At 62.5% G+C, this 25,001-nt stretch carries 24 protein-coding genes and 1 tRNA gene; 7 read left to right on the top strand and 18 right to left on the bottom strand.

The window, feature by feature from the left end:
- Positions 1–62: 62 nt before the first annotated feature.
- Positions 63–1,103, bottom strand: a complete 1,041-nt coding sequence (gene xylF, locus ACSQ3L_RS07335) for a D-xylose ABC transporter substrate-binding protein (RefSeq protein ID WP_436159333.1) — start codon at positions 1,101–1,103, stop codon at positions 63–65.
- Between the two features lie 269 nt (positions 1,104–1,372).
- Between xylF and ACSQ3L_RS07330 the strand changes: the two genes are divergently transcribed.
- Positions 1,373–2,620, top strand: coding sequence for an ROK family protein (locus ACSQ3L_RS07330; RefSeq protein WP_436159332.1), 1,248 nt, complete (start codon positions 1,373–1,375; stop codon positions 2,618–2,620).
- Between the two features lies 1 nt (position 2,621).
- Here the strand turns inward: ACSQ3L_RS07330 and phoB are convergent, their stop codons facing one another.
- The 7 genes from phoB to ACSQ3L_RS07295 all read right to left on the bottom strand — a co-directional run bounded on the left by phoB (position 2,622) and on the right by ACSQ3L_RS07295 (position 13,910).
- Complete coding sequence (phoB, locus tag ACSQ3L_RS07325) at positions 2,622–3,311, bottom strand: phosphate regulon transcriptional regulator PhoB (protein WP_010911896.1); 690 nt, start codon at positions 3,309–3,311, stop codon at positions 2,622–2,624.
- A 16-nt stretch (positions 3,312–3,327) separates the two neighbouring features.
- Positions 3,328–4,035: a phosphate signaling complex protein PhoU gene (gene phoU / locus ACSQ3L_RS07320; RefSeq protein ID WP_436159331.1), complete on the bottom strand. Its 708-nt coding sequence runs from the start codon at positions 4,033–4,035 to the stop codon at positions 3,328–3,330.
- Between the two features lie 26 nt (positions 4,036–4,061).
- On the bottom strand, positions 4,062–4,886 hold the full coding sequence (pstB, locus tag ACSQ3L_RS07315) for a phosphate ABC transporter ATP-binding protein PstB (protein ID WP_127267721.1): 825 nt from the start codon (positions 4,884–4,886) through the stop codon (positions 4,062–4,064).
- Positions 4,887–4,903: 17 nt separating this feature from the next.
- Complete coding sequence (pstA, locus tag ACSQ3L_RS07310; RefSeq protein ID WP_436159330.1) at positions 4,904–6,220, bottom strand: phosphate ABC transporter permease PstA; 1,317 nt, start codon at positions 6,218–6,220, stop codon at positions 4,904–4,906.
- Positions 6,217–7,683 carry a phosphate ABC transporter permease subunit PstC gene (gene pstC, locus ACSQ3L_RS07305; protein ID WP_436159329.1) on the bottom strand — a complete coding sequence of 489 codons (1,467 nt, stop codon included), beginning with the start codon at positions 7,681–7,683 and terminating at the stop codon, positions 6,217–6,219. The genes pstA and pstC overlap by 4 nt, the downstream gene beginning before the upstream one ends.
- 96 nt (positions 7,684–7,779) lie before the next feature.
- The gene (locus ACSQ3L_RS07300) at positions 7,780–8,808 is read right to left on the bottom strand and encodes a PstS family phosphate ABC transporter substrate-binding protein (RefSeq protein WP_436159328.1); all 1,029 of its coding nucleotides are present in this window, start codon (positions 8,806–8,808) and stop codon (positions 7,780–7,782) included.
- 521 nt (positions 8,809–9,329) lie between these two features.
- Positions 9,330–13,910 carry a PAS domain-containing protein gene (locus tag ACSQ3L_RS07295; RefSeq protein WP_436159327.1) on the bottom strand — a complete coding sequence of 1,527 codons (4,581 nt, stop codon included), beginning with the start codon at positions 13,908–13,910 and terminating at the stop codon, positions 9,330–9,332.
- A gap of 189 nt (positions 13,911–14,099) precedes the next feature.
- Between ACSQ3L_RS07295 and ACSQ3L_RS07290 the strand changes: the two genes are divergently transcribed.
- On the top strand, positions 14,100–14,450 hold the full coding sequence (locus ACSQ3L_RS07290; protein ID WP_436159326.1) for a hypothetical protein: 351 nt from the start codon (positions 14,100–14,102) through the stop codon (positions 14,448–14,450).
- A gap of 52 nt (positions 14,451–14,502) precedes the next feature.
- On the opposite strand, the gene ACSQ3L_RS07285 is transcribed toward ACSQ3L_RS07290, so the two are convergent.
- Positions 14,503–14,739 (bottom strand): hypothetical protein, encoded by a 237-nt coding sequence (locus tag ACSQ3L_RS07285; protein ID WP_436159325.1) that lies wholly within the window; start codon positions 14,737–14,739, stop codon positions 14,503–14,505.
- A 68-nt stretch (positions 14,740–14,807) separates the two neighbouring features.
- Positions 14,808–15,725 carry a DUF2865 domain-containing protein gene (locus tag ACSQ3L_RS07280; RefSeq protein ID WP_436159324.1) on the bottom strand — a complete coding sequence of 306 codons (918 nt, stop codon included), beginning with the start codon at positions 15,723–15,725 and terminating at the stop codon, positions 14,808–14,810.
- A gap of 317 nt (positions 15,726–16,042) precedes the next feature.
- Here ACSQ3L_RS07280 and ACSQ3L_RS07275 point away from each other — a divergent pair, with 317 nt between their 5' ends.
- Positions 16,043–16,258 carry a hypothetical protein gene (locus tag ACSQ3L_RS07275; RefSeq protein ID WP_436159323.1) on the top strand — a complete coding sequence of 72 codons (216 nt, stop codon included), beginning with the start codon at positions 16,043–16,045 and terminating at the stop codon, positions 16,256–16,258.
- A gap of 14 nt (positions 16,259–16,272) precedes the next feature.
- Here the strand turns inward: ACSQ3L_RS07275 and ACSQ3L_RS07270 are convergent, their stop codons facing one another.
- The 4 genes from ACSQ3L_RS07270 to ACSQ3L_RS07255 all read right to left on the bottom strand — a co-directional run bounded on the left by ACSQ3L_RS07270 (position 16,273) and on the right by ACSQ3L_RS07255 (position 19,212).
- A complete protein-coding gene (locus tag ACSQ3L_RS07270; RefSeq protein WP_436163389.1) occupies positions 16,273–16,641 on the bottom strand; it encodes a hypothetical protein in 369 nt (122 codons plus the stop codon).
- Between the two features lie 280 nt (positions 16,642–16,921).
- Positions 16,922–17,779 (bottom strand): glutathione S-transferase family protein, encoded by an 858-nt coding sequence (locus tag ACSQ3L_RS07265; RefSeq protein WP_436159322.1) that lies wholly within the window; start codon positions 17,777–17,779, stop codon positions 16,922–16,924.
- A gap of 20 nt (positions 17,780–17,799) precedes the next feature.
- Positions 17,800–18,381 carry a VOC family protein gene (locus tag ACSQ3L_RS07260; RefSeq protein ID WP_436159321.1) on the bottom strand — a complete coding sequence of 194 codons (582 nt, stop codon included), beginning with the start codon at positions 18,379–18,381 and terminating at the stop codon, positions 17,800–17,802.
- 390 nt (positions 18,382–18,771) lie between these two features.
- Positions 18,772–19,212 (bottom strand): SRPBCC family protein, encoded by a 441-nt coding sequence (locus tag ACSQ3L_RS07255; protein WP_436159320.1) that lies wholly within the window; start codon positions 19,210–19,212, stop codon positions 18,772–18,774.
- A 95-nt stretch (positions 19,213–19,307) separates the two neighbouring features.
- Between ACSQ3L_RS07255 and ACSQ3L_RS07250 the strand changes: the two genes are divergently transcribed.
- Positions 19,308–20,396 (top strand): adenylate/guanylate cyclase domain-containing protein, encoded by a 1,089-nt coding sequence (locus ACSQ3L_RS07250; RefSeq protein WP_436159319.1) that lies wholly within the window; start codon positions 19,308–19,310, stop codon positions 20,394–20,396.
- 123 nt (positions 20,397–20,519) lie between these two features.
- Here the strand turns inward: ACSQ3L_RS07250 and ACSQ3L_RS07245 are convergent, their stop codons facing one another.
- On the bottom strand, positions 20,520–20,852 hold the full coding sequence (locus ACSQ3L_RS07245) for a hypothetical protein (RefSeq protein ID WP_436159318.1): 333 nt from the start codon (positions 20,850–20,852) through the stop codon (positions 20,520–20,522).
- A 118-nt stretch (positions 20,853–20,970) separates the two neighbouring features.
- Between ACSQ3L_RS07245 and ACSQ3L_RS07240 the strand changes: the two genes are divergently transcribed.
- Positions 20,971–21,699, top strand: a complete 729-nt coding sequence (locus ACSQ3L_RS07240; protein ID WP_436159317.1) for a glycosyltransferase family 25 protein — start codon at positions 20,971–20,973, stop codon at positions 21,697–21,699.
- Between the two features lie 107 nt (positions 21,700–21,806).
- Here the strand turns inward: ACSQ3L_RS07240 and ACSQ3L_RS07235 are convergent.
- The 3 genes from ACSQ3L_RS07235 to ACSQ3L_RS07225 all read right to left on the bottom strand — a co-directional run bounded on the left by ACSQ3L_RS07235 (position 21,807) and on the right by ACSQ3L_RS07225 (position 22,810).
- Positions 21,807–21,881, bottom strand: a tRNA-Glu gene (locus ACSQ3L_RS07235).
- Between the two features lie 90 nt (positions 21,882–21,971).
- Entirely contained in the window at positions 21,972–22,379 is a 408-nt protein-coding gene (locus ACSQ3L_RS07230) for a VOC family protein (protein WP_436159316.1), read from the bottom strand.
- A 47-nt stretch (positions 22,380–22,426) separates the two neighbouring features.
- The gene (locus tag ACSQ3L_RS07225; protein ID WP_436159315.1) at positions 22,427–22,810 is read right to left on the bottom strand and encodes a fimbrial protein; all 384 of its coding nucleotides are present in this window, start codon (positions 22,808–22,810) and stop codon (positions 22,427–22,429) included.
- Between the two features lie 27 nt (positions 22,811–22,837).
- Between ACSQ3L_RS07225 and ACSQ3L_RS07220 the strand changes: the two genes are divergently transcribed.
- Together ACSQ3L_RS07220 and rpoH are read left to right on the top strand one after the other, a co-directional pair.
- Positions 22,838–23,878: an RluA family pseudouridine synthase gene (locus ACSQ3L_RS07220; protein WP_436159314.1), complete on the top strand. Its 1,041-nt coding sequence runs from the start codon at positions 22,838–22,840 to the stop codon at positions 23,876–23,878.
- Between the two features lie 187 nt (positions 23,879–24,065).
- Positions 24,066–24,977 (top strand): RNA polymerase sigma factor RpoH, encoded by a 912-nt coding sequence (rpoH, locus tag ACSQ3L_RS07215; protein ID WP_013529255.1) that lies wholly within the window; start codon positions 24,066–24,068, stop codon positions 24,975–24,977.
- Positions 24,978–25,001 lie beyond the last annotated feature (24 nt).

Below are 25,001 nucleotides of genomic sequence, written 5' to 3'. Positions count from 1 at the left end.
CCTTGAGAAACGCCGCGGCTTGGGGCCGCGGCGCCGAGATTTCGAACCGATGGCGGCCTGGTTTAGTTGCAGGCCGCGACGCTGCCGGCCGCAACGCCCGCGCAGACTTCGTCCTTCTTGATCCAGCCGGCGTCGATGACGACGTTGAGATTGTCCTTGGTGATGGCAACTGGGGTCAGGAACAGCGACTTGACGGTGTTGCCGCCCGGCGTCGTGAAGTCCTTGGCGCCGGCAATGTCACCTGTCTTCTTGCCGTCGGCGAGCTGCGAGGCGATCTCGGCGGCGTTCTTGCCGAGTTCGCGCGCGTCCTTCCACACCGACACGGTCTGCGTGCCGAGAGCGATGCGGTTGAGTGCTGCATGGTCGCCGTCCTGGCCCGAGACTGGCACGGTGCCGGCAAGGCCCTGCGCCGTCAGCGCCGCGACGACGCCGCCTGCGGTGCCGTCATTGGCCGCGACCACTGCATCGACCTTGTTGTCGTTGGCGGTCAGGAACTGTTCCATGTTCTTCTGGGCATTGGCGGGCAGCCAGCCGTCAGTATAGGCCTCGCCGACATTCTTGATCTTGCCGCTGTCGATGGCGTCCTTGAGCACTTCCATGGAGCCGGCGAACAGGAAATCGGCATTCGGATCGGCACCCGAACCCTTGATGAAGACATAGTTGCCTTCCGGCTTGGCCTTGAACACTTCGCGGGCCTGCATGCGGCCGACTTCCTTGTTGTCGAAGGTCAGGTAGAAGACGTCCTTGTTCTCGATCAGCCGGTCATAGCCGACGACCGGAATGCCTTCGTCCAGCGCCTTCTGCACGGCCGGGCCGATGGCCGAGGCATCCTGCGCCAGGATGATCAGCGAATTGGCGCCCTGCGAGATCAGGCTCTCGACATCGGTAAGCTGCTTGCCGGGATTGGACTGCGCATCGGCGGAGATGTATTTGTCGCCGGCGGCCTCGATCGCCGTTTTCATCGCAGCCTCGTCGGTCTTCCAGCGCTCTTCCTGGAAGTTGGACCATGAAACGCCGATGACCTTGTCCTTCGCCTGCGCGACCGACGCGAGCGTCAGCGACATGGCGACACCCGCCAGGATGGCGGCTGTGAATCTTTTCATATTATCCTCCCTGCGCCGCGTATGGCGCGACCAAACTGACCCGAAGGCCGGCACAGAGGCCCTATTTTTTCGAGCCTCGAAAAAATACTGATCCAACACCCGAACGCTGTCAACATCGATTCTGATGGATTTTGATGTCCTTCCGAAATTTTTTCGAGCCTCGGAATAAATAAATGACAGGTCGGCCTACGTCTGCCAGTATTTGACCGCGTTGCCGGCAGCGTTCCAGGGCAGGAAGAACCGCGGCGACCGGGAGGATGTGAAGAAACATGTCGGTCGGAATCCGCCACGACGATTTGCGCCGTCGCAACCGCGCGATGGTGATCGCGGCCGTGCGCCGCTCCGGACAGCCCTCACGCACCGAGATCGCCGCGACAACCGGACTCAGCCATTCGACCATATCGGCGATCTCTTCCGATCTCATTGGCGAAGGCATCCTGACCGAAAGCAAGCCGAGCGAGGCTGGCTCGCTCAAGCGCGGCCGGCCGCAGGTCGGCCTCAGCCTCAATCCCGAAGCGGCGGCGGTGATGACCGTGGTGCTGTCGCTGAATTTTCTCTCCGTCACTGTCATCGACTATGCAGGCCAGGTAGTCGCCGAGGAACAGCGCCGGCTGGACACGCTGACCATGCCGCGCGACGCGCTGATCGGCGAATGCGTCGCAATCGTGCGGCGCCGCCTCGAAGATCCCGACCTTGACGTGCGCAGCATTGCCCGCATCGCGCTGGCGATCCAGGGCATCACCGACACGCGTGCCCGCGCCATGCTGTGGTCGCCGATCACGCCGCACACCGATATCGCCTTCGCCGACATACTCGAAGACGAGTTCGGCATTCCCGCCACCATGGAAAACGACTGCAACATGATGGCGATAGCGCTGCGCTGGCGCGATCCCCAGCGCTACCGTGACGATTTCATCGCCATCCTCCTGTCGCACGGCATCGGCATGGGCCTGGTGCTGAAGGGCGAGCTGTTCACCGGCACCCATTCCTCGGGCGGCGAGTTCGGCCACATGATCCACCGGCCGAACGGCGCGCTGTGTCGCTGCGGACGGCGCGGCTGCGTCGAGGCCTATGCCGGCAACTACGCCATCTGGCGCAACGCAAGGCAACTGGGTGAGGACGCAGAACCCGTTGCCGATGTCAGCGATGCCGACATGCGCGCCCTGGCGACCGCGGCCCGCGAAAGGGATGGACCGGAGCGGGAAGCCTACCGCAAAGCCGGCGAAGCGCTCGGCTACGGCCTCGGCAGCCTGTTTGCGCTGATCGACCCGGCACCCGTTGCCATGGTCGGCGCCAGTGCCGCCGCTTTCGACCTGATCGAGCCGGCGCTGCGCGAGGCCATCGCCCAGACCGCCGGCGGCCAGCACTCGAAATCGATTTCCTTCGACACCGAGCCCAACGAACTGCCGCTGATCCGCGAAGGCTGCGCGATGCGGGCGCTGACCTTCGTCGATCAGGAGATTTTCGCGCCCGGCGCGCAGGCGAGAGCGGGCCTCGTCGGTAAGAACGTCGCTTGAGTTAGTCCTCCCTGATGGCGTAGCCCGCGCCTCGGATCGTGCGGATGACGTCGGGCATGCGGCCGTTGTTGACCGCCTTGCGCAGCCGGCCGACATGCACGTCGACCGTGCGCTCGTCGATGTAGATCGTCTCGCCCCAGACATTGTCGAGCAGCTGGCTGCGCGAGAACACGCGGCCGGGATGACGCATCATGAATTCGAGCAGGCGGAATTCGGTCGGCCCGAGGCGGATCTCGCTCTTCTTGCGATAGACCCGGTGCGACTCGCGGTCGAGCACGATGTCGCCGACCTTGAGCACGCTGGACAGCACTTCCGGTTTGGCGCGGCGCAGCAGCGCCTTGACGCGGGCCATGAACTCCGGGGTCGAGAACGGCTTGACCAGATAGTCGTCGGCGCCGGTCGACAGGCCGCGCACGCGATCGCTTTCCTCGCCGCGCGCGGTCAGCATGATGATCGGCAGCCGCTCGGTCTCTGGACGCATTCGCAGGCGCCGGCAGAGTTCGATGCCGGAAACCGCCGGCACCATCCAGTCGAGCACCAGAAGGTCGGGAACGTTCTCCTGCAGCCGGATCTCGGCCTCGTCGCCGCGCGTCACCACCTCGACCTGGTAACCCTCGGACTCCAGATTGTAGCGGAGCAGCACGCCTAGCGGCTCCTCATCCTCCACCACCATGATGCGTGGCGCGATCATCGGCTGGTTACCCCTGTCATGCCGCTGGCGCGGACATTGCCGTCTCGTCCTGCTTCGGACGATTGGCGGGCAGTTGCGTGCCGGTCAAAACATAATAGGCATTTTCGGCGATGTTGGTCACATGGTCGCCGATGCGCTCGAGGTTCTTGGCGCAGAACAACAGATGCGTGCAGGCCGTGATGTTGCGCGGGTCTTCCATCATATAGGTCAGCAGCTCGCGAAACACGGAGGTGTATTTCACGTCGATGCGCTCGTCGTCGGCGCGCAGTTTGGCCAAGGCCTCGGCGTCGCGCGCCGCATATTCCTCGATCACGCCCTGCACCTGGATCAACACCAGCTGCGCCATCCCGTCGATCGAATGCGACAGGTCGCGCGGCGTGACGCTCAGCCCGACGGTGCCGACGCGCTTGGCGATGTTCTTGGCAAGGTCGCCAATGCGTTCGAGATCGCCGGCCATGCGGATCGAACCGACCACCGCACGCAGGTCGTTGGCCATCGGCTGGCGCTTGGCGATCAGCGTGATGGCCCGGTCGTCGAGCTCACGCTGGCGCGCGTCCATGATGGCGTCGTCGGAGACGACGCGCTGTGCAAGCGCATTGTCCGAATTGAGCAATGCCTTGGTCGAGCCACTGACCATCAAGCGGGCGAGATCGCCCATGTCGCGGATCAGGCGGCTGATCTGCTCCAGATCCTCATCGAAAGATGCGACGGTATGTTCACCCATGATCTTCGTCCCTCGTATGCCTGAACTTAGCCGAACCGGCCGGTGATATAGTCCTGGGTGCGTTTGTCGTCGGGGGTGGTGAACATCTTGTCGGTGGCTCCCTCCTCAACCAGATAGCCGAGATGGAACATCGCGGTGCGCTGCGACACGCGCGCCGCCTGCTGCATCGAGTGGGTGACGATGACGATCGTGTAGTTCTGACGCAGTTCGTCGATCAGTTCCTCGACGCGAGCGGTGGCGATCGGGTCGAGCGCCGAACACGGTTCGTCCATGAGGATCACCTCGGGCGACACGGCGATGGCGCGCGCAATGCAAAGACGCTGCTGCTGGCCACCGGAAAGGCCGGTGCCAGGTTCCTGCAGGCGGTCCTTGACCTCGTTCCAGATTGCCGCCTTCTTCAGGCTCGACTCGACGATCTGATCCATGTCGGCCTTGCGCTTGGCCAGTCCGTGGATGCGCGGGCCATAGGCGACGTTCTCGTAGATCGACTTGGGGAACGGATTGGGCTTCTGGAACACCATGCCGACGCGCGCCCTGAGCTCGACGACGTCGATGTTCTTGTCGTAGATGTCCTCTTCGTCGAGCGTTATCTTGCCGGTTACCCGCGCTGAATCGATGGTGTCGTTCATGCGGTTGAGGCAGCGCAGGAAAGTGGACTTGCCGCAGCCGGAGGGGCCGATCAGCGCCGTCACCTGATTGAGGCGGACGTCGAGATTGACATCGAACAGCGCCTGCTTCTCGCCGTAGAACACGCCGACCTTGTCGCCGCGCATTTTGATCACTTCGTTCGACTTGGCGTTCATCTTGTCGCCCACTGCGTTTTCAAGGGACTGTTCGGTCATGATGTTCATACCAAAATGCCTTTTTTCTACCAGCGCCGCTCGAACCGACGCCGAAGCACGATCGCGGTGATGTTCATGGCCATAAGGAAGACGAGCAGGATGATGATGGCGCCGGACATACGCTCGACGAAGGCGCGTTCGGCTTCGTTCGCCCACATGTAGATCTGCACCGGCAGCGCGGTGGCCGGATCGAAAGGCGTCTTCGGATAATCGGCGACGAAGGCGACCATGCCGATCAAGAGCAACGGGGCGGTTTCGCCGAGCGCACGTGCCAGACCGATGATAGTGCCCGTGAGTATGCCGGGCGCGGCAAGCGGCAGGATGTGCTGGAACACCATCTGCATTTTGGAGGCGCCAAGACCGAGAGCTGCCGAGCGGATCGACGGCGGCACGGCGGCAAGTGCCGCGCGCGTCGCGATGATGATCGTCGGCAGCGTCATCAGCGTCAGCACCAGGCCGCCGACGAAAGCGGCGGAGCGCGGCATGCCTAGGAAATTGATAAACACCGAGAGGCCGAGCAGGCCGAATACGATCGACGGCACGGCGGCCAGATTGTTGATATTGACCTCGATCAGGTCGGTGAGGCGGTTCTTCTTGGCGAATTCCTCAAGATAGATCGAAGCGGCGACACCGATTGGCAGCGCCAGGAGCAACACGATCACCATCATGTAAAAGGAGCCGATGATCGCCACGCCCATGCCCGACGTTTCCGGGCGGCTGGAGGCGCCATAAGAGAACAGGCCGGTGTTGAAATGCTCCGCCATCACGCCATCGGCCTTGAGCTTGTTCATCCAGGCGATCTGCTGGTCCGAGACCTTGCGTCGCGCTTCCTCGACACTGAGGTCGATCTGGCCCTTGAAAGCCGAGTCGAGATTGGCGGCGGTGAGGATGTTGACGTCGCGCGTCGTGCCGATGACCGACGGATCGGCTGCGACGATGTCGCGCAACTGGACGCGGGCGCCTTCCGACAGGAAGCCCTTGAGCTGCCTGATTGCCGGCTTGTCGTCGGGATTGATGCCGAGCTTGGCGACCAGCGCGTTTTCGGCGAGCTTGGGATAATTTGCCTTGATCAGAACGCTCGGATCCGTGGCGCGCTTTCCGGAAGGATCGATCACCTTCTCATCGAACGTGATCGGCAGCGATACCGTCGTCTGCCAGAAGGCGGTGTAGCCTTTCGAGACGATGGTGATCAGCATGATGGCCAGGAACGCCAGGCCAACGGAAATCGCCACGGCGCCGTAGATGCGGAAACGGCGTTCGGCGGCGTAACGGGCCTTCAGGCCGATGTCGCGGCGCGGATGGGCCGCGGCCCTGACCATCGTATCCATGGGGATGTCGGTCATTCGTACTGCTCCCGGTATTTGCGCACGATGTAGAGCGCGACGATGTTCATCACCAGCGTCAGCGCGAACAGCGTCAGGCCGAGCGCGAAGGCGACCAGCGTCTGCGGCGAATTGAACTCGAGGTCGCCGGTGAGCTGGTTGACGATCTTGACGGTGATGGTCGTCATCGCCTCGAACGGGTTGATGGTGAGATTGGCGGCGACGCCCGCCGCCAGCACGACGATCATCGTTTCGCCGATGGCGCGCGAGGCGGTCAACAGGATGGCACCGACGATGCCCGGCAGTGCCGCCGGCAGGATCACCCGCTTGATCGTCTCGGAGCGGGTCGCGCCGAGGCCGAGCGAGCCGTCGCGCATGGCGCGCGGCACCGCGGTGATGATGTCGTCGGACAGAGAGGATACGACCGGGATGAGCATGACGCCCATGACCAGGCCGGCGGTGAAGATGCTCTGGCCCTGGATGAAGGGCGAACCGCCGGTCAGCGCCGCCGACAGGTCGCGCAGGAATGGTCCGAGCGTGACGACGGCGAAGATGCCGTAGACGATGGTCGGTATGCCGGCCAGCAGTTCAAGCGCCGGCTTGACCACGGAGCGCACCCTGGGTGTTGCGTATTCGGCCATATAGACAGCCGACATCAGCCCGACCGGTACCGCCACCAGTAGGGCGACGGCGGCGATGTAGAGCGTGCCGGCAAGAAGCGGGATCAGGCCGAACTGGCCCTGGCTGCCGCCCGAACCGGCAGCGGCAAAACGCGGATCCCAGACCGTGCCGAAGAAGAAGCTCATCGGCGAGACGCTCTCGAAGAAGGTGATCGTCTGGAACAGCATCGAAAGCACGATGCCGACCGTGGTCAGGATGGCGATTGTGGAAGCCGCGAGCAGCCCCCACAGCATCAGCCTCTCGACATTGTTGCGCGCCCTGGCGCGCGGCGCGATCTGCCTGAGCGCATAGAAGGCGCCGGCGATCGACAAAGCGAGAATGACGACGGCACCGAACAAGCCGAGCCGGTCCTGGACCTTGTTCGCCTCGACGGCGATCGGGATCATGTAGTCCTGGGTGTCGCTCGCCAGTGCCACGCCCTTGGCGGCGAGCAGCGGCTGCAGCTCGGCGAAGCTGGCAGGCGGTGCGGCCAATGTGCCTGCATCGAGTTTGCGCAGGCCCCTGGCGAGGCTCTTTACCAGGCTGACGTCCAGCGCCTCGCTGGCAACCTTGCTGTCGACGGTGCGCTCGGGCAAGGCAGCATGAATGTGTCGGTCAAGATAGACTGAAGAGCCGACGGCCCAGACGGCAAGCAGCAAAAGAGCAGGCAGGACGGCGAGCAGGAAGGCCCACCAGCCGTGATAATGGGCACGCGAATGCGGCTTGACCTTGCCATTGTCCTGGGCCGCGGCACGCTGGCGGCCGATGAAAAAGGCAACCAGGCCGATGGCAACGACGATGGCCAGTACGAGCAAGGACGACATGGACCCACCCCAAGGGAAATTCTAGCGCAGCCGCCATTGCGGCGTGCGGTGAAACCAGGGCGCGGATTTGGCCCGCGCCCTGGTCCGGTAGCTTGACTACATCGCCTTTCCGGCGGCGAAAGCGTCGCGCTGGGCCTGACGCTCGGCGTCCGGAGCAGCCACGAGGCCGTATTCGGCGAGCGGGCTCTCGGGGCCGACCATCTGGTCGTCAAGGAAGAATTCGACATATTCCTTCAGGCCCGGAACGACGCCGAGATGCGCCTTCTTCACGTAGAAGAACAGCGGGCGCGAAACCGGGTATTTGCCGGTAGCGATCGTTTCGGTCGAAGGCACGATGCCTTCCACGCTGGCGACCTTCAGCTTGTCGGCATTGTTCTCGTAGAAGGAGAGGCCGAACACGCCGACACCGGTCTTGTTGGAGTCGATGCGGGCGAGCGTCTCGGTGTAATCGCCATCGATGTCGACAGCCTTGCCGTCCTTGCGGATGGCGATGCAGGTCTTGCCGACTTCCTTGTCGTCGCTGATGCCGGTGGCCTTGATGGCCGCCTTGTCGCAGCCGGCGTCGAGAAGCTTGGTCTCGAACACTTCGCGGGTGCCGTGCTTTTCGCCGGGGATGTAGGCGGCAATGTCCCAGTCGGGGAGCTTCGGATTGACCTGGCTCCACTTGGTGTTCGGATTGTCGACCAGTTTGCCATCGACGACCAGCTTGGCTGCGAGCGCCTTGTAGATGTCGGCGGGAACCAGCGCCCAGTCCGGACCCTTGATGTCGGTGGCGAAGACGATGCCGTCATAGCCGATGCGGACTTCCTGGACTTCCTTCACGCCGGCGTCGGCGCAGGACTTCAGTTCGTCCTTCTTGATCGGACGCGACGAGTTGGCGATGTCGATCGTGTCTTCGCCGACGCCCTTGCAGAATTCCTTGATGCCGGCGCCGCTGCCGCCGGATTCGACGACTGGGGTCTTGAAGTTCGTGAAGGTTTCGCCGAACTGCTCGGCGACGATCTTGGCATAGGGTAGCACGGTCGATGATCCGGCGACCTGTATCTGGTCGCGCGCGGCGGCGAAGCCGGACGACGCGGCGAGCGCAAGCGCCGCGGCCGACGCCGTATAGAGGAATTTCTTCATGTGGCCTGCTCCTGTTCGGAAGATGGTCTCTCGGCGCCAGTGTCTCTCGGCGCCCGCTGAGGCCAATAGCCTTCGATTATAACAGTCGCATGACAGTTTGATGTCACCCCGGTAACGCGTCATCGGGACGAGCAAGATGCCGCCTGGCCGGCACTCCCGATGCAGCGCAGCTTTGTCCCCGGAATCAGAGACTTGCTCCGGTTGGGCCGAAACTGGCCGGCGATTTGGGGTTAGCCGGCCTTTATGAAAAAAAGCCGGACGGGAGCGCGTTGCTCTCGGCCAGACGGTGTCGTGGCCGGGCCATCGCCGAAAACAGGTCCGTTGGGGTAGGTTGACGCTGTTCCATGCTGGCGGTCGCTGCTCCCGCCCGTAACTGGAGAGCGGAATTCGAATGTGGCCATTGTCTCGGCTGGACGCCGCCTTTGATATGGTGCGATCGCGCCATAGTCTTTGGCGTTGGCTGGGGCGCGAATCTTCACCGCATCCCCGCAATCGGCCAGAACCGGCGCGGCGCCGGCCTCTTAGCCGGCGTTGCGCTGAGCCTGGCGGCTGGCGCCGACCCAGCGCTCGACCTTCTCGAGTAGGGCTCTGGGGCTGATCGGCTTGGGCAGATAGTCGTCCATGCCGGCCTCCAGGCAGCGCTCGCGGTCGCCTTTCAGCGCATGCGCGGTAACGCCGACGATCGGCACATGCGTCCCGGTTTCCTCCTCCAGACGGCGAATGGCGGCGGTCGCCTCCAACCCGTTCATCTCCGGCATCGAGACATCCATCAGGATCATGCACGGATTGAGCCGGCCGAAGGCGTCGAGCGCCTTGCGGCCGTTGCCTACGATTTCGAACCCGTAACCGGTCTCGCCGAGAATCTGGGTGAACACCATCTGGTTCACCTCATTGTCCTCGGCCACCAGGATATCCAGCCTGTCGCCGCCATCCGTCGCGGCGGGCCGGGGGCGGATCGAAGGCGGCTGCAGCAGCGCGCGCTGTTCCGCCGGCGCCGTCGGCTGTGGCCGTGCAAAATTGCTCGGAGGAATGTCGGCTGCCAGCGGCGGGGCGCCGCTGCCGCTCGTGTTGTGGCGATGCCGCTGGATGGTGGCGACCAGCGTCTCCAGCAGCACCGATGAGCGCGCCGGCTTGATCAGCTGGGCATCGATGCCAAGGTCGCGGTAGCTGGTGTTGGCAAGCGACTGGTCGACCGAGGTCAGCATGATGATCGGCGTGCCGGCAAGACCGGCGGTGTTGCGCACGATGCGCGCCATTTCAGCGCCGCTCATCTCGGGCATCTGGTAGTCGAGCACGACGCAATCGACCGGCACGCCATAGGCGGCGGCGGCGATCAGCACCTTGAGGCCCTCGGCGCCGCTTTCGGCCGCGCAGGAATCGAACGTCCACGATGTCATCTGCTCGGTCAGGATCGCGCGGTTGACGGCATTGTCGTCGACGATCAGCACGCGCGCACCGGTCACGTCGATCGGCATGATGCGTTGTCCGTTCTGCTGTCCAGCCCTCGGCAGCGTGACCGAGAACCAGAAGGTCGAGCCCTTGCCCTCGGCGCTCTCGACCCCGATGTCGCCGCCCATCAGTTCGACGAGCCGCGAGGTGATGGCAAGGCCGAGGCCCGTTCCCTCGTGCCGCCTCGTCGACGAGGTGTCGACCTGGCTGAATTTCTCGAACACCAGTTTCAGCTTTTCCTCGGGGATACCGATGCCGGTATCGGTGACCGAGATGGTGAGCTTCGTTCCGGTCGGAACCCGCTCGCCGGTGACGTCGACCAGCACATGGCCTTCATCGGTGAATTTCACCGCGTTGCCGAGCAGGTTGGTGACGATCTGCCTGATGCGGCCGACATCGCCGACGAACAGGCTCTCGAGCCGAGGCTCGACGCGCACGATGAGCTCGAGGTCCTTCTCCTTGGCGCGTGTCGACACCAGCGTCGCCACATCCTCGATCGCCTCGGCGAGATTGAAGGGCGCCGGATCGAGCACCAGCTGGCCGGCATCGATCTTGGAGAAGTCGAGGATGTCGTTGATGATGGTGAGCAGCGCGTTGCCCGACTTCACGATGATGTCGGTAAACGTCTTCTGCTTGGGGTCGAGATCCGATTTGGCCAGCAGTTCGGCCATGCCGAGCACGCCGTTCATCGGCGTACGGATCTCGTGGCTCATATTGGCGAGGAATTCCGACTTGGCGCGGTCGGCGAGCACGGCACGCTGCCGCGCCTCGCGCAGCTCAGCCTCGCGCATCTTCAGCTCGGTGATGTCGGTGGTCGAGCCGATCAGGTAAAGCGACCCGTCGGAGGCGATCATCGCCCCCTTGCGGGCGAATTGATGCCTGACGCTGCCGTCGGCCGCAGTCACCGTCTCCTCGACCTCCTGGGTTTCGCCGGTGCGCAATAGGGCGAGATCGCCATTGACGAAGGCTTCGCCGTCCGGCCCGAAGATCTCGATATCGGTCTTGCCGATCGCCTCTTCCTGGCTGAAGCCGGTGAGATCGCTCCAGCCCTTGTTGACGTAGAACTGCCTGAGGTCGGAGCGCTTGGCGTAGATCGACACCGGCACGTTGTCGATCAGGCTGCGGAACACCTCGTTCTCGCGCATGCTCTCTTCCAGCGCCCGCTCGCGTGCCTTGACGTCGGTGATGTCGGTGCTGGAACCGACCAGATGCACCGATCCGTCCAGCGCCACCAGGCGGCTCTTGCGCGTCATCAATTGCCGAACCGTGCCGTCGCGATGGGTGACGGGTTCCTCGACCTCCTTGACGGCGCCGGTCACGGCGACTTGCGTGTCGTCATGGCTGTAGCTGTCGCCGTCCTGCGCACCGAACAGCTGGCGGTCGGTGCGACCGATGACATCCTCCTTGGCCAAGCCTGTGATCGCACACCAGGCCTTGTTGACGAACTCGATGCTCAGGTCCTGGCCCTTGATGAAGGCGGCCACCGGCAACTCGTCCAGTACGTGCCGGAACAGATCGATCTGGCGCATCGAATCGCGCAATGCCGCTTCGCGGCTCTTGATCTCGGAAATGTCGACGCGAACGCCGATGAAGGTGCCGTCGTCGGTCCGCATATCGTAGACCTGATACCAGCGGCCGTCGGGGTTGTGACGCTCGTAGGAGGAATTGGGCAAGCGGTAGCGGGCGAGGATCGCGTCCAGCCAGCGGTCATGGTCGCTATCGTAGAGTTGGTCGACCTGCGGATCGCCGCTGTTGCGGAAATAGCCGTTCGCATGGCCCAAAACGAGTGCCTCGCGGAATGTACAGCCGGGCTGCCATGCCGGCTTCAAGGCGGGCAGCGTATCCTGGATCTTGCGGTTGGCGAAAACGAACCGGTCGTCGCGATCGTAGATGATCACGGCCGCCGGCAAGGATTCCAGCACGCTGGCGAGATGCTGGCGCGCATCCTGCGCCTCCGTCTCGCGGCGCTTCATGTCGGAAATGTCGAACAGGAAACCGGCAACGTAGTTGCGCCCGCTGGCCATGCCGACGCGGCTCTTCCTGACGATGCGCGAGCGCTTGGCGCCATCGGCCTCGAAATTCTCTTCCACCTCGTATGGCCGCCCGGTCGCAAGCACGTCACGTTCGCTCTGCTCGAAGAGCGCGACAGCGTTCGTCGGGAGGAAATCGCCGCCGGGCTTGCCGAGCATGGCTTGCGGCGTCTGGCCAAACAAGGCAGCGAACGCCTCGTTGACGAACACGAATCGCAAATGGTCGTCCTTGACGAAAATCGGATCCTTGACGGCGTTGATCACCGCTTCCGCCAGTCGCGCTTTCTCCAGCGCGTCGGCAAGTTCGGCCTCGCGATCCTTCATGTCGGTGACGTCGACATAGGAAATCAGCCGCTTGCCGCCGGCCAGCGGCGCCATCGACGAGATCAGCGTGCGGCCGTCATTGCGTGGGAACTGCCGCGATCCGGCAGTACCGGCCCTGATTTCCGCCTCGCGCTCGGCGATATGCCGCTGCCATGACGCGTCGTCGGCGCCAAACGGATCGATGTCGCGGCTGGCATCCATCAAATCGCGGAAGCTGCAGCCGATCTCGGCCCGCCGGGCATCGATCTGCCAGAAATCATAAAAGGCACGGTTGATGACTTCGGCGCGCATATCGACATCGAGGACGAGGACACCGATCGGCATCTGGTCGACCATGGTGCGGAGATTGACGAAGGTCTCGGCGATCTTGGCGTTGGCGCTCTCGATCTCGGCATCGCGTGCCTTGATCTCGGTGACCTCATAGTAGGTCAGCAGACGCTTGCCCCCGGACAGCGCCGTCACCGAGAACATCATGGTCCTGCCGTTGGCGTGGACAAACTCGCGCGGCGCAACGGAGCCGGCGCGAATCTCGTCGATGCGGGTAGCGAGATAGCGCTGCCATTGCTGTTCGTCGATGTCGCCATAGATGCCGTTGCGGCGGTTGAGTTCCATCAGCAGGCTGAACGGAGCGCCGACAGTGACGGTGCCGTCCGGAATCCTGGAGAGGTCGCGATAAGCCTTGTTGACGATCAGCGTGTCGAGCCTGGCGTCGAGAAGCACGACGCCCATGTGCATGGCGTCCATCGTTCGCTCGAGATCGGCCAGATGTTGGTCGAGGAGATGCTGGTCGGGTTCGGCGTCCGTCGATGGTCCCTGCCCGGGACTTTTGAAGGCGCCGGCCAGTGCCGTGACGTTGCGGCCTATGCCGCGATAGCCGGCAAATCTTCCCTCGCTGTCGAACCTTGGGAAGCCTGATGTCAAAACCCAACGACAATCGGCGCGGCCACCTTTCAGCTCATAGACGAAATCGCGAAACGGTCGGTGCGCCTGCAGGTCTTCCAGATGCGCGGCGCCGCTGCGGTCACCGTTCAGGACCTGGTTGAGGAAGTCGAAGCGGAACCGGCCAAGCACGCTTGCCGGATCGATGCCGGTGGCTGCCTGGTAGTTTTGCGAAAGCCAGGAGAAACGCAGTTCGGCGTCGGTCTCCCAGACCCAGTCCGACCCGGCTTCGACCAGTTGGCGAAGCGCATCGTTCGAATCCATGCAGGCGGCGGACGACGATGCATCGTCGCCATGCGCTATGGATTTGCGAGGCCCGCGCTTGCCGCGCGCGCCGATTGTTTCGTCCGCTTCCGCCATGCCGTCCCACCCCGAAAACCAAGGCCGAACCCTCCTCCGCGGTTCGTCGGCGGAATGTGCCCGAGAAGCATTAACGATCCGCTAACCTTAACGGCCGGTTAGACATATCGGCCGACACCGCCTGCTTCATTCCGCCAGGTTGTCGGCGGGGTCGAAGCCGCTATATAAGCGCCGGCAGGGGTATTGCTGATGTTTGGACGGATTGTGCCTTTGTTCATGGGGCTGGCGCTGCTTTTCGGCAGCGGCTGCTCGCGCAGTTACGACGGCACTGTCGTCATTCCGAGACCGCTCGATGTCCGGCGCTTCTGGGATCGTCCGCCACCAAATGTCGACTATGGGCCATCCGAGGTCGAGAACGGCGCCTTTCCGGTGGCGCCACAGCCGCCGAGGCGATTTTCCGAGCGCAAGGTCACCCATGCCGCGCCGAGACGGCACCAGACAAGGCTGGCCCCGTCAGCGTCCCTCTCCGCGCCGGCGAAACCGCTCACATGCAGGAACGTCAGCGAGCCCGGCAAGAGAGCTCGCATGGTCTGCGATTAGAGCAGCTCCCAAAGCGGGGAACCGGTTTTCCAGTAAGACGCTCAACTCGTCTTCACAGCGAGGCAGCGCCCTTTTTCGGCTCTTTCGCACCGAGCTTGTCGAGTGCAAGGCGAACCTGACGCAGATCGTCCTGCCAGCCGTCATCGTCGTCCATCGGGCTCTCCGTGGCAGCCCGCTGCAGCCCACGCGCCTCGGATTCGATCTCACGCAGTTCAGCGATTTTCTGTTCGGTGGTCAGGGAGTCGTCTCCGACGATCTCCAGCACCCGCATTTCCCTGAACGTAGCCATGGCGTTTCTCCAGGCTGATGTCGATTAAAACGCCGTGAGGGCTTCTCTGTTCCAGCGATGGCTAGCGGTCACTCGGCCGGGAAAAATGCCGGGCCTACGACGCGCACCAGCCGCTTGCCGGCCTCGATCGACTGGTGCTGGGCGGCGCCCGAGACTTCGGCGCCGGTCGCGACAATGGCTGCAACGGTGCCGAGATCCGGTTTTGCCGTCGGCAGCGGAATGATGGCGTTGCTCATGTCGGCGGGCGTCACCGTCCTTGCCCGCAGTTCGGTGACCCGCTGGTAATAGCGCCTGACGTCGCATGCCTTGAAATTCGCGTCATCGCGGTATCTGAAGGCCGCAGGCAGCTCGGTATAGGGCTTGCGCGTATCGAGCGCGATCATCTGGTCGGTTTCGAGGCTGGCGTCGCTCAACGTGTAGAGGTCGACGCCTGGATCATCGCAGATGTACCGGCACTGATCGGCCGTCTCCTTCATGTCGCCGCTAGCGGCAAATTGCGACTTTGGCGCCGGGAAGAAATATCCGTCCGACAGGCGCACGCAAAACAGCATCGCATTGCCGCCGAGCGTGGCTCCCGCTGATTGGGTGGTACTGGGCGCGGCGCGCGCAGGCCGTTGCTTTGCAGAAGGCGCGCAGCCAAGCGCGACGAAGCGCGCCTGCAGGCCCGATGTGTCGCGGCCCGAATTCCCAGCCGTAGCGATCCGGCGCTGCACATCCGTGCGGCTCCTGGCAAGATCGGCGCAAGCGTTGAAGAGGCCACCGAGCGAACTTTTTGCCGTGCACTGCCGCTGTCTCTCGATAGTCTGGATGGCGGCAAGTTGCCGGCGCAGCTGGGCAAGCTCCGGGCTCGCCCCGCCGCTGCGTCCGGCCGAAAGCAACTGGCTTCTGATCGCGCCGCAGCTGTCCGCGTAGGACGAAAGCGTGCCGAGAAAAAACGCCGACACCGATATCAGCGCGATCATCATGAGAGGCGAGAAACGGATCATCGGGACGACTTGGTCCTTGTTGCTGAGAATCTGGAATTACAGTCCTTGACTTCGGCAAGCTTAGGCTAAATGAGTAACGTCTAATTTCTTCCAATCTTTTTCAACCTGGAGAGACTTCATCTATTGCATTAAATCGCCTCCTGTAAATTCGATATTACATTTTTATTTCAAGATTGAGACGAACCCGAAAAGAAAAGCGCAAGGCCATCGCCGACGGCCCGCAGCGCAATGGGCCGGGATAAATCCGCCGTTACCCGCCAGATGCGCTTGAAACCTTTGCCCGTCCTTCGGCGTTGAAGGACCAAAGGAGAACTCGGATGTCGATCCACTTCACCGTCTCGGACCTGACAAGAAACCTGTTTCACTCGCTGGGGCTGGATCACGAGCGCGCGCCAAGGCCTCTTAACGCCGAGCAAAGCCTGTTGCTGGAATGCTATCTGGCCGGCCAAGTTCCGGAATCGGCCTGGAGCGATTATGTCTTCGAGACGCCTGATCTTGCTCGGCACGCCGAGGCAAGGCGCAGTCACCACTGAGCCGACAATGGGGCTTACTTGGGAGAGGCGAATTGCAACGTGAACACGTTGCCGGCGACCCCTTGCGCCAGCTTCGGTGAGAAGGTCAGGGGCAGACAATTCCGCAAAGCCGCTGTCGCGGCATCGACGAACGATTTTTTCGCCTTGGCGTCACCATTCACTTTGGTGGCCGTCGGCCTCGGTGGACCGATCAGCGTGCCGTCCCGCTTGAAACTGAAGCTCAAGGTGACGCTTGCGGTTCCGGCGCCCGCCGGCGGCGTCCAGCATGCCTGGATCGCGGCCCCGACATCGTCCATTGTGTTGAGTTCAGCCGCATTCGAAAGATGAACGGCGCCCGCCAGCATCACGCCCGCAATCGCAACCCGCCTCGCAACGCTTTTCATCGCCAGCCCTCGTCTCGCACCGACCGACAATCCATGTCGGACCGCCAAAATGGATGGTAGGGCCGACGCCGGCGATGACAACATCTCTCGGCAAAATTGACGCCAAAAATAGCGACACCCGATGAGGTTTGCGTGGCCCGGCAATGGCGCACAAAGCAAAAAGGCCGGCATTTCGCCGACCTTTCCCATCGCTGTGACGTTCTGCGCCAGTACATCCGTGGTCGCGGGCCGAAGCGAATTGCCCCGAGTAGACAGGGCTTTGGTTAACGAATCCCTAACCTCAGGCCTTGGCCTGCGACTTCACATAGGCGATGTAGCCGCGCACGTCGCCGGCCGGCTCGCTATAGGCCTTGCCGAGCGTCTTCTCGATCGCTGCCACATAGTCCTTCGCCCATTTGGGCAGAGGATAGTCGATGACAGCCAGGAATTCGAGCGTCGCCGCCAGTCGGATGTCGGCGATCGACGGGTTCTTGCCGCCGATGAACGGCTTGCCATCCCTGAAGAAGGAGTGGAAGACCTCCAGCGGCTCGGCGATCGCCGCCATCGCCGCCTTCTGGGCTTCGGACTTCTTGTCAGGGTGGGCGTCGCTGTGGCCGACCTCGCCGGCATATTGCGGAAAGCCTAGGAACGGATAGGTGGCGCGCGCCACATAGGGATAGAGCGTACCGATCAGGTAGAACATGGCGCTGTCGATCATCGCCCGCTTGGCCGGCGCCTTGGGATAGAATTTCTCCAGCCCATGCTTGTTGGCGAGGTATTGCATGATGGCGCAACTTTCCCACAACACGCCTCTGGGAAGGCCCTTGTCCTCGATCATCGGCGTCAAATGGGCGGGGTTTCGCGCCATGAATTCCGGCGAACGGGTGTGTCCCCAGGCATCGGTCTCGGCATGATCGAAACCGGCCGCGCGCGCAAACACCCGCACGGTCATGTTGTTGACGCTCGGCTTCAGCATGCTGAGCTTCAGCACCGGCTTCTTAGCCGGCTTCGCCTTGGCCCTAGGCGCGGCTTTTGCCGTCGCTTTCACGGCAGGCTTGGCAGCCGCCTTGGCTGCCGGCTTTGCCGCAGCTTTCGCCGCCGGCTTGGCGGCTGCCTTAGCGGCCGGTTTCCTAACACTCTTCGTCGCTGTCTTGGCCATCTTGTTCCTCCCTGGTCTGTTCAGTATGGGTTCTTCGGTGCCCGGTCGTCCGACAAGGTTGCGCGGGAACGCTCGACGAGCGCCTGGATCGCGTCGGCGAGATGCACTTCCGCGATGTTGTAGTCGCCGCGCGCGACGCGCAGCCTGTGCGCCTCCATCAGCACGTCGGCATGGGTGAAGCCCGCCGGCGGTTCGAAGCGGTAGGAGGCCAGCTCGATCAGCAGGCCGAGCGGATCCTCGAAATAGATCGAATCCATGAAGCCGCGATCCTTGACGCCGCTGTGCTTGATGCCACGCTCGTCAAGCCGGGCGACCGCCTGCAGGAAAGTGACGCGCGACACCGAAAAGGCGATGTGGTGGACGCAACCCGGATCGGTCGGCGTGCGCCGCTTCTCCGGCATGCGGCTCTCGTCGGTGAAGATGGTGATCAGCCGGCCGTCACCCGGATCGAAATAGAGGTGGCTTTCCCTGGGCTTGTCGAGGTTGGGCTGTTCGAAGATGAACGGCATGCCGAGCACGCCTTCCCAGAAATCGATCGAGGTCTGGCGCCCGGCGCCGACGAGCGTGATGTGATGGACAGCTTGCGATTGTAGTTTCTGCATCTGGCTCCTCCCGGCCACGCCGCGCCTCGCCGGCGTACGGGTTTCAGATGCCCAGTCGCCGCCCGGCCTCGCTCCCCTGCGCTCCGCATTCCGCATCCTGCAGGAGTGCGACCGGGGCTTTGATGAACGGATGCTAATTCAATCCGAGGCGTTGCGCCAGAAGCGCTGAGTTTCAAGAACTCCACGCAGGCGACAAGAGCGGCGCCGGGATCGCGGACGCCTTCGCCGAGCTCGCCGAAACGATCCGTCGTCGGCAGCTATAATGGTGCGGCAGCCCGCAGGTCGCTGGGTTTCCCGAGCGGCCGGTTTGGCGACGGCAGTTCAAAGGGCCTCGTTGACGCATGCCGCGCCTGGTTCGGATGACGGGCATCCGCGGCCCTTAGATGAAAATCACATATTCTTCATCGGCACGTCGGGATCGACATGTCCCCCATCGGCAGTGATCTTCAGCCTTGAGAGGTAGTGCTCCCATCCCCTTCGGTGGCTGTCACGCTCCTTTGCGTTCGGCAGTCCGCTGTGCGTGAAGCGGATCAGTGTCCCCGCATCCCTCGCGATCAGGTCGATCTCGACATGGCTGGAGCCGGGCGGCACGGTCTTGTTGTCTTCCCAGCCAAAACTGTAGGCAAGACGGTGGACCGGGATCACCTCGGTGAACTCACCGCGCGCCATATGGCGACCACCGACATTGACGAGGAACAGACCGCCCGGCGTTGCATCCAAACTCGCTTCGGTCCCGATCCATCGCACGATCTGGTCCGGATCCGTCAAAAGCGCGAACACGGTCGCTTGTGGCGCCGCGACCTCAATCTCTGTGTAAACCGAATCCGCCATTGCTCACTCCAGGTCACATCCGCATCGAATGCCGTGCATGATTGAAGCGAATGTGGGGAGTTGCAAGAAGATGTTCGAGGTGTAAGCATAAGCTGGTGCCGAGCGACCTCCTACCGATGCTTCTCGCAAAATCGCTTTCATTTCTTCTGGACGACGCCGCGCATATTGGCGACGGTGGGCGACTTCTATTGCAGCTCTCAACGCATTTGATGGAAGACGGCTTGCCGATCATTGCCGGCGCGCTGGCGCAGGATGCTCAGGACCCGATCATTTCACGCCGTATCTGGCTCTGGCGAGCGCCTAGCCGTGAAGTGGTCGAGGCTTTGGGGATAGGCGCCGACCGCCAGAATGCCGATCCCCGGCTCGTGCTGCGGGAGTGGCTTGGCACGACGCGGGCGATCGTGTTCGACGAGGGTGCGGGCGGTGTCGCACCGACTTTGGTGTGGGCGTTCGATCATACTCCGGATGAGGCGCAGTCAGAGCTGCTGCGGCAAATCTCCCGGTTTGCCGCGGCTCCGATGACCGCACTCGCAGAACGGTCCGCGAAACGCGCACTGCTCGAAGCATATTTGGGAAAGCGCAGTGCAGCACATGTGCTCAACGGTCATTCTCGTCGAGTAAAGGGAGAGACGATACGGGCTGCGCTTCTGTGCGCGGACCTTCGAGGTTTCACCGATCTATCCGAGGTTCATGATGCAAACGAGGTCGTATTGGTACTTGATGCCTGGTTCGATTGCGTCGCCGGCGCGGTGCACGCATTTGGTGGCGAGGTTCTCAAGTTTATAGGTGATGGCGTCCTCGCGATTTTCCCGATTGGCGAGCGCGATGCAAGGGCCGCATGCGACGCGGCGGTACGCGCCGTGAAGGCCACGCGCGCCGGGATAGATCATCTCAACCAAACTCGGCGCCGCAATGGGGGTCCAGAGTTCGGATATGGCATTGGCCTGCACGTCGGCGAGATACTTTGGGGGAATATCGGCACTGCCGGCAGGTTGGACTTCACCGCGATCGGCAAGGCTGTAAATCTTGTCAGCCGCATCGAAGGGCTGTGCAAGCCGTTAGGACGGACAGTGCTCGCGTCGACAGCGTTCGAGGCAGAAACTACCGAGCCGATGATCGCCATGGGCAGTCATCCGTTCAGAGGAATAGCAGGCGCGCAAACACTTTTCGGCTTGCCGGAATAGATCGAATGGTCGAGCGCGCCGTGGATGTGTCGTTCACTGCATATCTTGATATCGTGCGAAGCGGAGAGATCTAAGAGATTCGCGGTCTTCGGTCGAAAGCGAACTGCCTCCAACGCCAGCACGCTAGTCGAGAAATCTGATCTTAGTGAAGGACATCATCTCCCCCATGACATTGCCGCTGTCGTCGACCTGCTGGCCTTGCCCGACCGTGACCGTCACGCGTTTTCCCTTGTAGCGGGACGGCATCACGGTTAGCTCGTTCCAGCTTTCACACTCGGGTGCGGCACACAGGCCAACCTGCTCGGCCTTCTTGCCGTCGACAATCGTCAGATAGCAATTGTCGCCGCATTCGAACCCTCGAATGGTGCCAGTGATCCTCCTGTCATTGGAGAAGGACGGGCCACACTGGGCAATCAGGGATACGGACACGAGGAGGATTAAGGTGATTTGTTTCATGCGGATAACTTGCTGCAACATGTGATGCGGCGCAAGCATTGCACGCCGGAATACGCTTTGCGGCTGCGGCCGTTCAGTGCGCGTAGACTTTCAAAACGCCAGTGGCTATACGGGTCGTATGCTGAGATTTCCCGATGACAAAGTCTATGTACGTATTTGCCACGTCAAAAATGGCTATGAGGACCGCGAACAGCACATCGCAAGGCAGATCGACCGACATGGTATTCCGGCCACCTGGTATCTGCACTGGGATGTTCCAGATATTACTGAGGAAGATGTCGCAAGATTTACCACGACAAGCGCTCTCAAGATGGCGGAACTGTCCTGCTCTTTGAAACACATCGGCATCTGGCGTGAGTTTCTGAAGACCGACAAGCCTTATTGTCTGGTTTTAGAGGATGACGTGTTCCTGGCAGCCAATTTCAACACAAAATTCAACCTCGCTCTTGCAGAACTCGGCGATCCAAATCGCAAAGCCGCCATCTATATCGGCAACGCCGGCACATACTACATTTCGGCGTTCAAGTTGAAGCGTGGACAACATCTCTATCCGGCCCCTCACGGCAAAGCGACCGATTCCTACATCATCACCCGCTCCGCCGCGGCGGCGAGATGCGCCTGGTTTGACGAACGCAAGATGTCCGCGCCGATCGGTCACGAGATCGACCGTGCCGATGCAGCGCTTGGCGTCGAGGTGCTTTGGTTCGAGAGACCCTTTGTTGAGCAAGGCACCCACATTGGCGCCTTCCTGACGTCCATCAACCCCGATAAGCAGAGGCCGCTTTGGTACAAGCGCATTGAGTGGCTGTATAAAAAATATCGCCGACAACTGGTTGGCCACGTCTAGAGTCAGCAGTTATGCATCGCGTAGGTCCGACTGCCCCAAGCGCACAGACTGATGTTCGACCAGTATAGGACAGTCTTTGTGCCTGCATGGCTAAGTGCTTGAAAGCTTGGTACGCCCAAGGGGAATCGAACCCCTGTTCCCGCCGTGAGAGGGCGGTGTCCTGACCGCTAGACGATGGGCGCGTTCAAGAACCGGCGATATAGGCTGAGCGCCGGGAAAAAGCAACTGGGGTTCGGCCGCTTTACCGGATCGCATAAAAACCGGCGGCAAGGCTAGCGTTTCGGCTCGATCAGATCCCAGAGATTGCCGTGCAGATCGGCGAAAACGGCCACCGTGCCATAGGGCTCGAAACGCGGTGCGTCGCGGAATTCGACGCCCTTCTCCAGCATAGCCGCATGGTCACGGGCAAAGTCGTCGGTTTCGAGGAACAGGAAAACACGGCCGCCGGTCTGGTTGCCGATGCTTTTGCGCTGTGCCTCGTCGGAAGCCTCGGCCAGCAGCAGCCTGGCGCCTTGTCCGTTGGCCGGCGCCACCGTGACCCAGCGCTTGCCGCCGCCGAGATCGACATCCTCGACGAGCAGGAAGCCGAGCCGCTCGACATACCAGGCAATCGCCTCGTCATAGCTGGCGACGACCAGGGCGACGGTCGCGACACGACGATGTTCGGCGAACCCGGTCATCTCTGAGGCTTGCTCATCCCCGAGGCTTGCTCATCGCTGCGGCCCGCTCATTTGTTGCGAATTGCAAAACGACCGATCACGCGGCGTTCTGTCATGTCGTAGACGAAGATCGTGCGGCTGCCGTCGGCAAGCTCGGCGTCGATCGAGACCCGGTTGCCGGACAGCGACTGGCTGATCACCTTGGCGCCGACCGGAAGCACGATATCGCCGCTGATCGGCTCGCCGGCGGGCGTCTGGATATCGCCGGCCAGCGGCGGGGTCACCGGCGGCGCATTGCGCGCTTTGTAGACAAGGGCGCCGATCACCACCATAAGGGCGAGGAACAGCAGGCCGAGATTGATACCGACGAAGCGGACGAGTTTCCTGCGCACCTTTTCGACCTCGGGGTCGAGCGGCTTATCCTGGTCTTCTTCGGCAATTGGGCTGGCCATGGCAAAACAGTTCCGGACGGTTTTTCAATGAGCGCTCATAGCGAAGAGGCCCCTGAATTGATAGAGGCGGCACCAACCGTGCTGGTGGCGGGCGCGGATGCGGCCGGTCAGCGTCTCGATCAGTGGCTGGCGGCGGGCCTTGGCCCCGACATGTCGCGCAGCCGCGTGCAGATGCTGATCAGGCAGGGTGCGGTTTCGATCGACGGCAAACCTGTCGACGAGACCAAGCGCAAGATGACGCCAGGCGAAAGCGTCTCGGTGGTCATGCCCGAGCCGGAGCCGGCGGCGCCCCAGGGTGAAAACATCGCGCTCGACGTGCTCTATGAGGATGACGAATTGATCGTCATCAACAAGCCGGCTGGGCTTGTCGTGCACCCTGGCGCCGGCAACTGGACCGGCACGCTGGTCAACGCGCTGATCCACCATTGCGGCGACAGTCTTTCCGGCATCGGCGGCGTGCGCCGGCCAGGCATCGTTCACCGCCTCGACAAGGAGACCAGCGGCGTCATGGTGGTCGCCAAGACCGACCGCGCCCACAAGTCACTGTCCGAGGCCTTCGCCGATCACGGCCTGACCGGCGACCTCGAACGCGCCTACCTGGCGCTGGTCTGGGGCATACCGCAAAGGCCAACGGGAACGGTCGACGCGCCGCTCGGCCGCGCCGCCGACCGCGTGCGCCGCGCCGTGGTGCCAGAAGGGCGCGACGACGCCCGCCATGCGGTCACCCATTTTGCCGTGCAGGAGCGCTTCGGCGTCGATCAGCAGGAATTCGCCACCGCCAGCCTGGTCGAGTGCCGGCTGGAAACCGGCCGCACCCACCAGATCCGTGTCCACATGGCGCATATCGGCCATCCCGTGGTCGGCGACCCGGACTATGGCCAGGCCTTTCGCACCAAGGCCAACCGGCTGCCGGAACCCCTGAAAAGTCAGGTCAAGGCATTTTCCCGGCAAGCTTTGCATGCCTGGCTCCTTGCATTTCGCCACCCCACTACCCATCTAACGATGAGGTTCGAGGCGCCGTTGCCGGGGGACATGGAGGAACTCGTCGGCGGTTTTCGCAAGCTCTGAACCGGTCATAGAAAACCTGAGCGGCATTGTTCACTTTACCGTGACGCACTGTTTCGTGTTGAACAAATGCTGTCTTTTCTGGTTTTGTTCCTATATATATCGGTTGTCGCGGGCGAGCCTTTTGGTGCTCGCGTCACATGCCCGCCGCGTTTTGGGGGCATCACTCCAATAGAGAGGGGGCGCTATCATGGCCCAGTCATTACCCAGTATCGTTTCCGGCGAAGGCGGCCTCAGCCGCTACCTGGAAGAAATCCGCCGCTTTCCGATGCTTCAGCCGCAGGAAGAGTACATGCTCGCCAAGCGTTACGCCGAGCATGAAGACACTTCCGCGGCGCACAAGCTCGTCACCAGCCACCTCAGGCTCGTCGCCAAGATCGCCATGGGCTATCGCGGCTATGGCCTGCCGATCGGCGAAGTGATCTCGGAAGGCAATGTCGGCCTGATGCAGGCCGTCAAGAAATTCGAACCCGAGCGCGGCTTCCGCCTCGCGACCTATGCCATGTGGTGGATCAAGGCCTCGATCCAGGAGTACATCCTGCGCTCATGGAGCCTGGTCAAGATGGGCACGACCGCCAACCAGAAGCGCCTGTTCTTCAACCTGCGCAAGGTGAAGGGCAAGATCCAGGCGCTGGACGACGGCGACTTGAAGCCCGACCAGATCGCCGAGATCGCCACCAGGCTGAACGTTTCCGAAGCCGAAGTGGTGTCGATGAACCGTCGCCTGTCGGGCGATGCGTCGCTCAATGCCCCGATCCGGGCCAGCGAAGGCGAATCCGGCGAATGGCAGGACTGGCTGGTCGACGACCACGAAAGCCAGGAAGAGATGCTGATCGAGCAGGACGAGCTGGAAAACCGGCGCGGCATGCTGTCGGGCGCTCTTGCCGTGCTCAACGAGCGCGAGCGGCGCATCTTCGAGGCACGTCGCCTCGCCGAGGAGCCGCTGACGCTGGAAGAGCTGTCGTCCGAGTTCGACATCAGCCGCGAACGCGTGCGCCAGATCGAGGTGCGCGCCTTCGAGAAGGTGCAGGATGCGGTCAAGGCCGCCGCCAAGCGCCAGACCCAGGCGCTGCGCACCATCGAGGCACAGCCGGCGGCTTAAAGCCGGGTTCGGCAACAAAGATCA

This window comes from Mesorhizobium sp. LjRoot246, from assembly GCF_964254115.1.
In the GTDB taxonomy this organism is placed as follows: domain Bacteria; phylum Pseudomonadota; class Alphaproteobacteria; order Rhizobiales; family Rhizobiaceae; genus Mesorhizobium.
The sequence above is the reverse complement of the archived record's forward strand: the minus strand, read 5'-3'. Positions and strand labels throughout refer to the sequence as shown.

Excerpts from the sequence above, each read along its gene's own strand:
- xylF (WP_436159333.1), bottom strand. The coding sequence starts at position 1,103 with ATGAAAAGATTCACAGCCGCCATCCTGGCGGGTGTCGCCATGTCGCTG.
- ACSQ3L_RS07330 (WP_436159332.1), top strand. The coding sequence starts at position 1,373 with ATGTCGGTCGGAATCCGCCACGACGATTTGCGCCGTCGCAACCGCGCG.
- phoB (WP_010911896.1), bottom strand. The coding sequence starts at position 3,311 with ATGATCGCGCCACGCATCATGGTGGTGGAGGATGAGGAGCCGCTAGGC.
- phoU (WP_436159331.1), bottom strand. The coding sequence starts at position 4,035 with ATGGGTGAACATACCGTCGCATCTTTCGATGAGGATCTGGAGCAGATC.
- pstB (WP_127267721.1), bottom strand. The coding sequence starts at position 4,886 with ATGAACATCATGACCGAACAGTCCCTTGAAAACGCAGTGGGCGACAAG.
- pstA (WP_436159330.1), bottom strand. The coding sequence starts at position 6,220 with ATGACCGACATCCCCATGGATACGATGGTCAGGGCCGCGGCCCATCCG.
- pstC (WP_436159329.1), bottom strand. The coding sequence starts at position 7,683 with ATGTCGTCCTTGCTCGTACTGGCCATCGTCGTTGCCATCGGCCTGGTT.
- ACSQ3L_RS07300 (WP_436159328.1), bottom strand. The coding sequence starts at position 8,808 with ATGAAGAAATTCCTCTATACGGCGTCGGCCGCGGCGCTTGCGCTCGCC.
- ACSQ3L_RS07295 (WP_436159327.1), bottom strand. The coding sequence starts at position 13,910 with ATGGCGGAAGCGGACGAAACAATCGGCGCGCGCGGCAAGCGCGGGCCT.
- ACSQ3L_RS07290 (WP_436159326.1), top strand. The coding sequence starts at position 14,100 with ATGTTTGGACGGATTGTGCCTTTGTTCATGGGGCTGGCGCTGCTTTTC.
- ACSQ3L_RS07285 (WP_436159325.1), bottom strand. The coding sequence starts at position 14,739 with ATGGCTACGTTCAGGGAAATGCGGGTGCTGGAGATCGTCGGAGACGAC.
- ACSQ3L_RS07280 (WP_436159324.1), bottom strand. The coding sequence starts at position 15,725 with ATGATCCGTTTCTCGCCTCTCATGATGATCGCGCTGATATCGGTGTCG.
- ACSQ3L_RS07275 (WP_436159323.1), top strand. The coding sequence starts at position 16,043 with ATGTCGATCCACTTCACCGTCTCGGACCTGACAAGAAACCTGTTTCAC.
- ACSQ3L_RS07270 (WP_436163389.1), bottom strand. The coding sequence starts at position 16,641 with ATGAAAAGCGTTGCGAGGCGGGTTGCGATTGCGGGCGTGATGCTGGCG.
- ACSQ3L_RS07265 (WP_436159322.1), bottom strand. The coding sequence starts at position 17,779 with ATGGCCAAGACAGCGACGAAGAGTGTTAGGAAACCGGCCGCTAAGGCA.
- ACSQ3L_RS07260 (WP_436159321.1), bottom strand. The coding sequence starts at position 18,381 with ATGCAGAAACTACAATCGCAAGCTGTCCATCACATCACGCTCGTCGGC.
- ACSQ3L_RS07255 (WP_436159320.1), bottom strand. The coding sequence starts at position 19,212 with ATGGCGGATTCGGTTTACACAGAGATTGAGGTCGCGGCGCCACAAGCG.
- ACSQ3L_RS07245 (WP_436159318.1), bottom strand. The coding sequence starts at position 20,852 with ATGAAACAAATCACCTTAATCCTCCTCGTGTCCGTATCCCTGATTGCC.
- ACSQ3L_RS07240 (WP_436159317.1), top strand. The coding sequence starts at position 20,971 with ATGCTGAGATTTCCCGATGACAAAGTCTATGTACGTATTTGCCACGTC.
- ACSQ3L_RS07230 (WP_436159316.1), bottom strand. The coding sequence starts at position 22,379 with ATGACCGGGTTCGCCGAACATCGTCGTGTCGCGACCGTCGCCCTGGTC.
- ACSQ3L_RS07225 (WP_436159315.1), bottom strand. The coding sequence starts at position 22,810 with ATGGCCAGCCCAATTGCCGAAGAAGACCAGGATAAGCCGCTCGACCCC.
- ACSQ3L_RS07220 (WP_436159314.1), top strand. The coding sequence starts at position 22,838 with ATGAGCGCTCATAGCGAAGAGGCCCCTGAATTGATAGAGGCGGCACCA.
- rpoH (WP_013529255.1), top strand. The coding sequence starts at position 24,066 with ATGGCCCAGTCATTACCCAGTATCGTTTCCGGCGAAGGCGGCCTCAGC.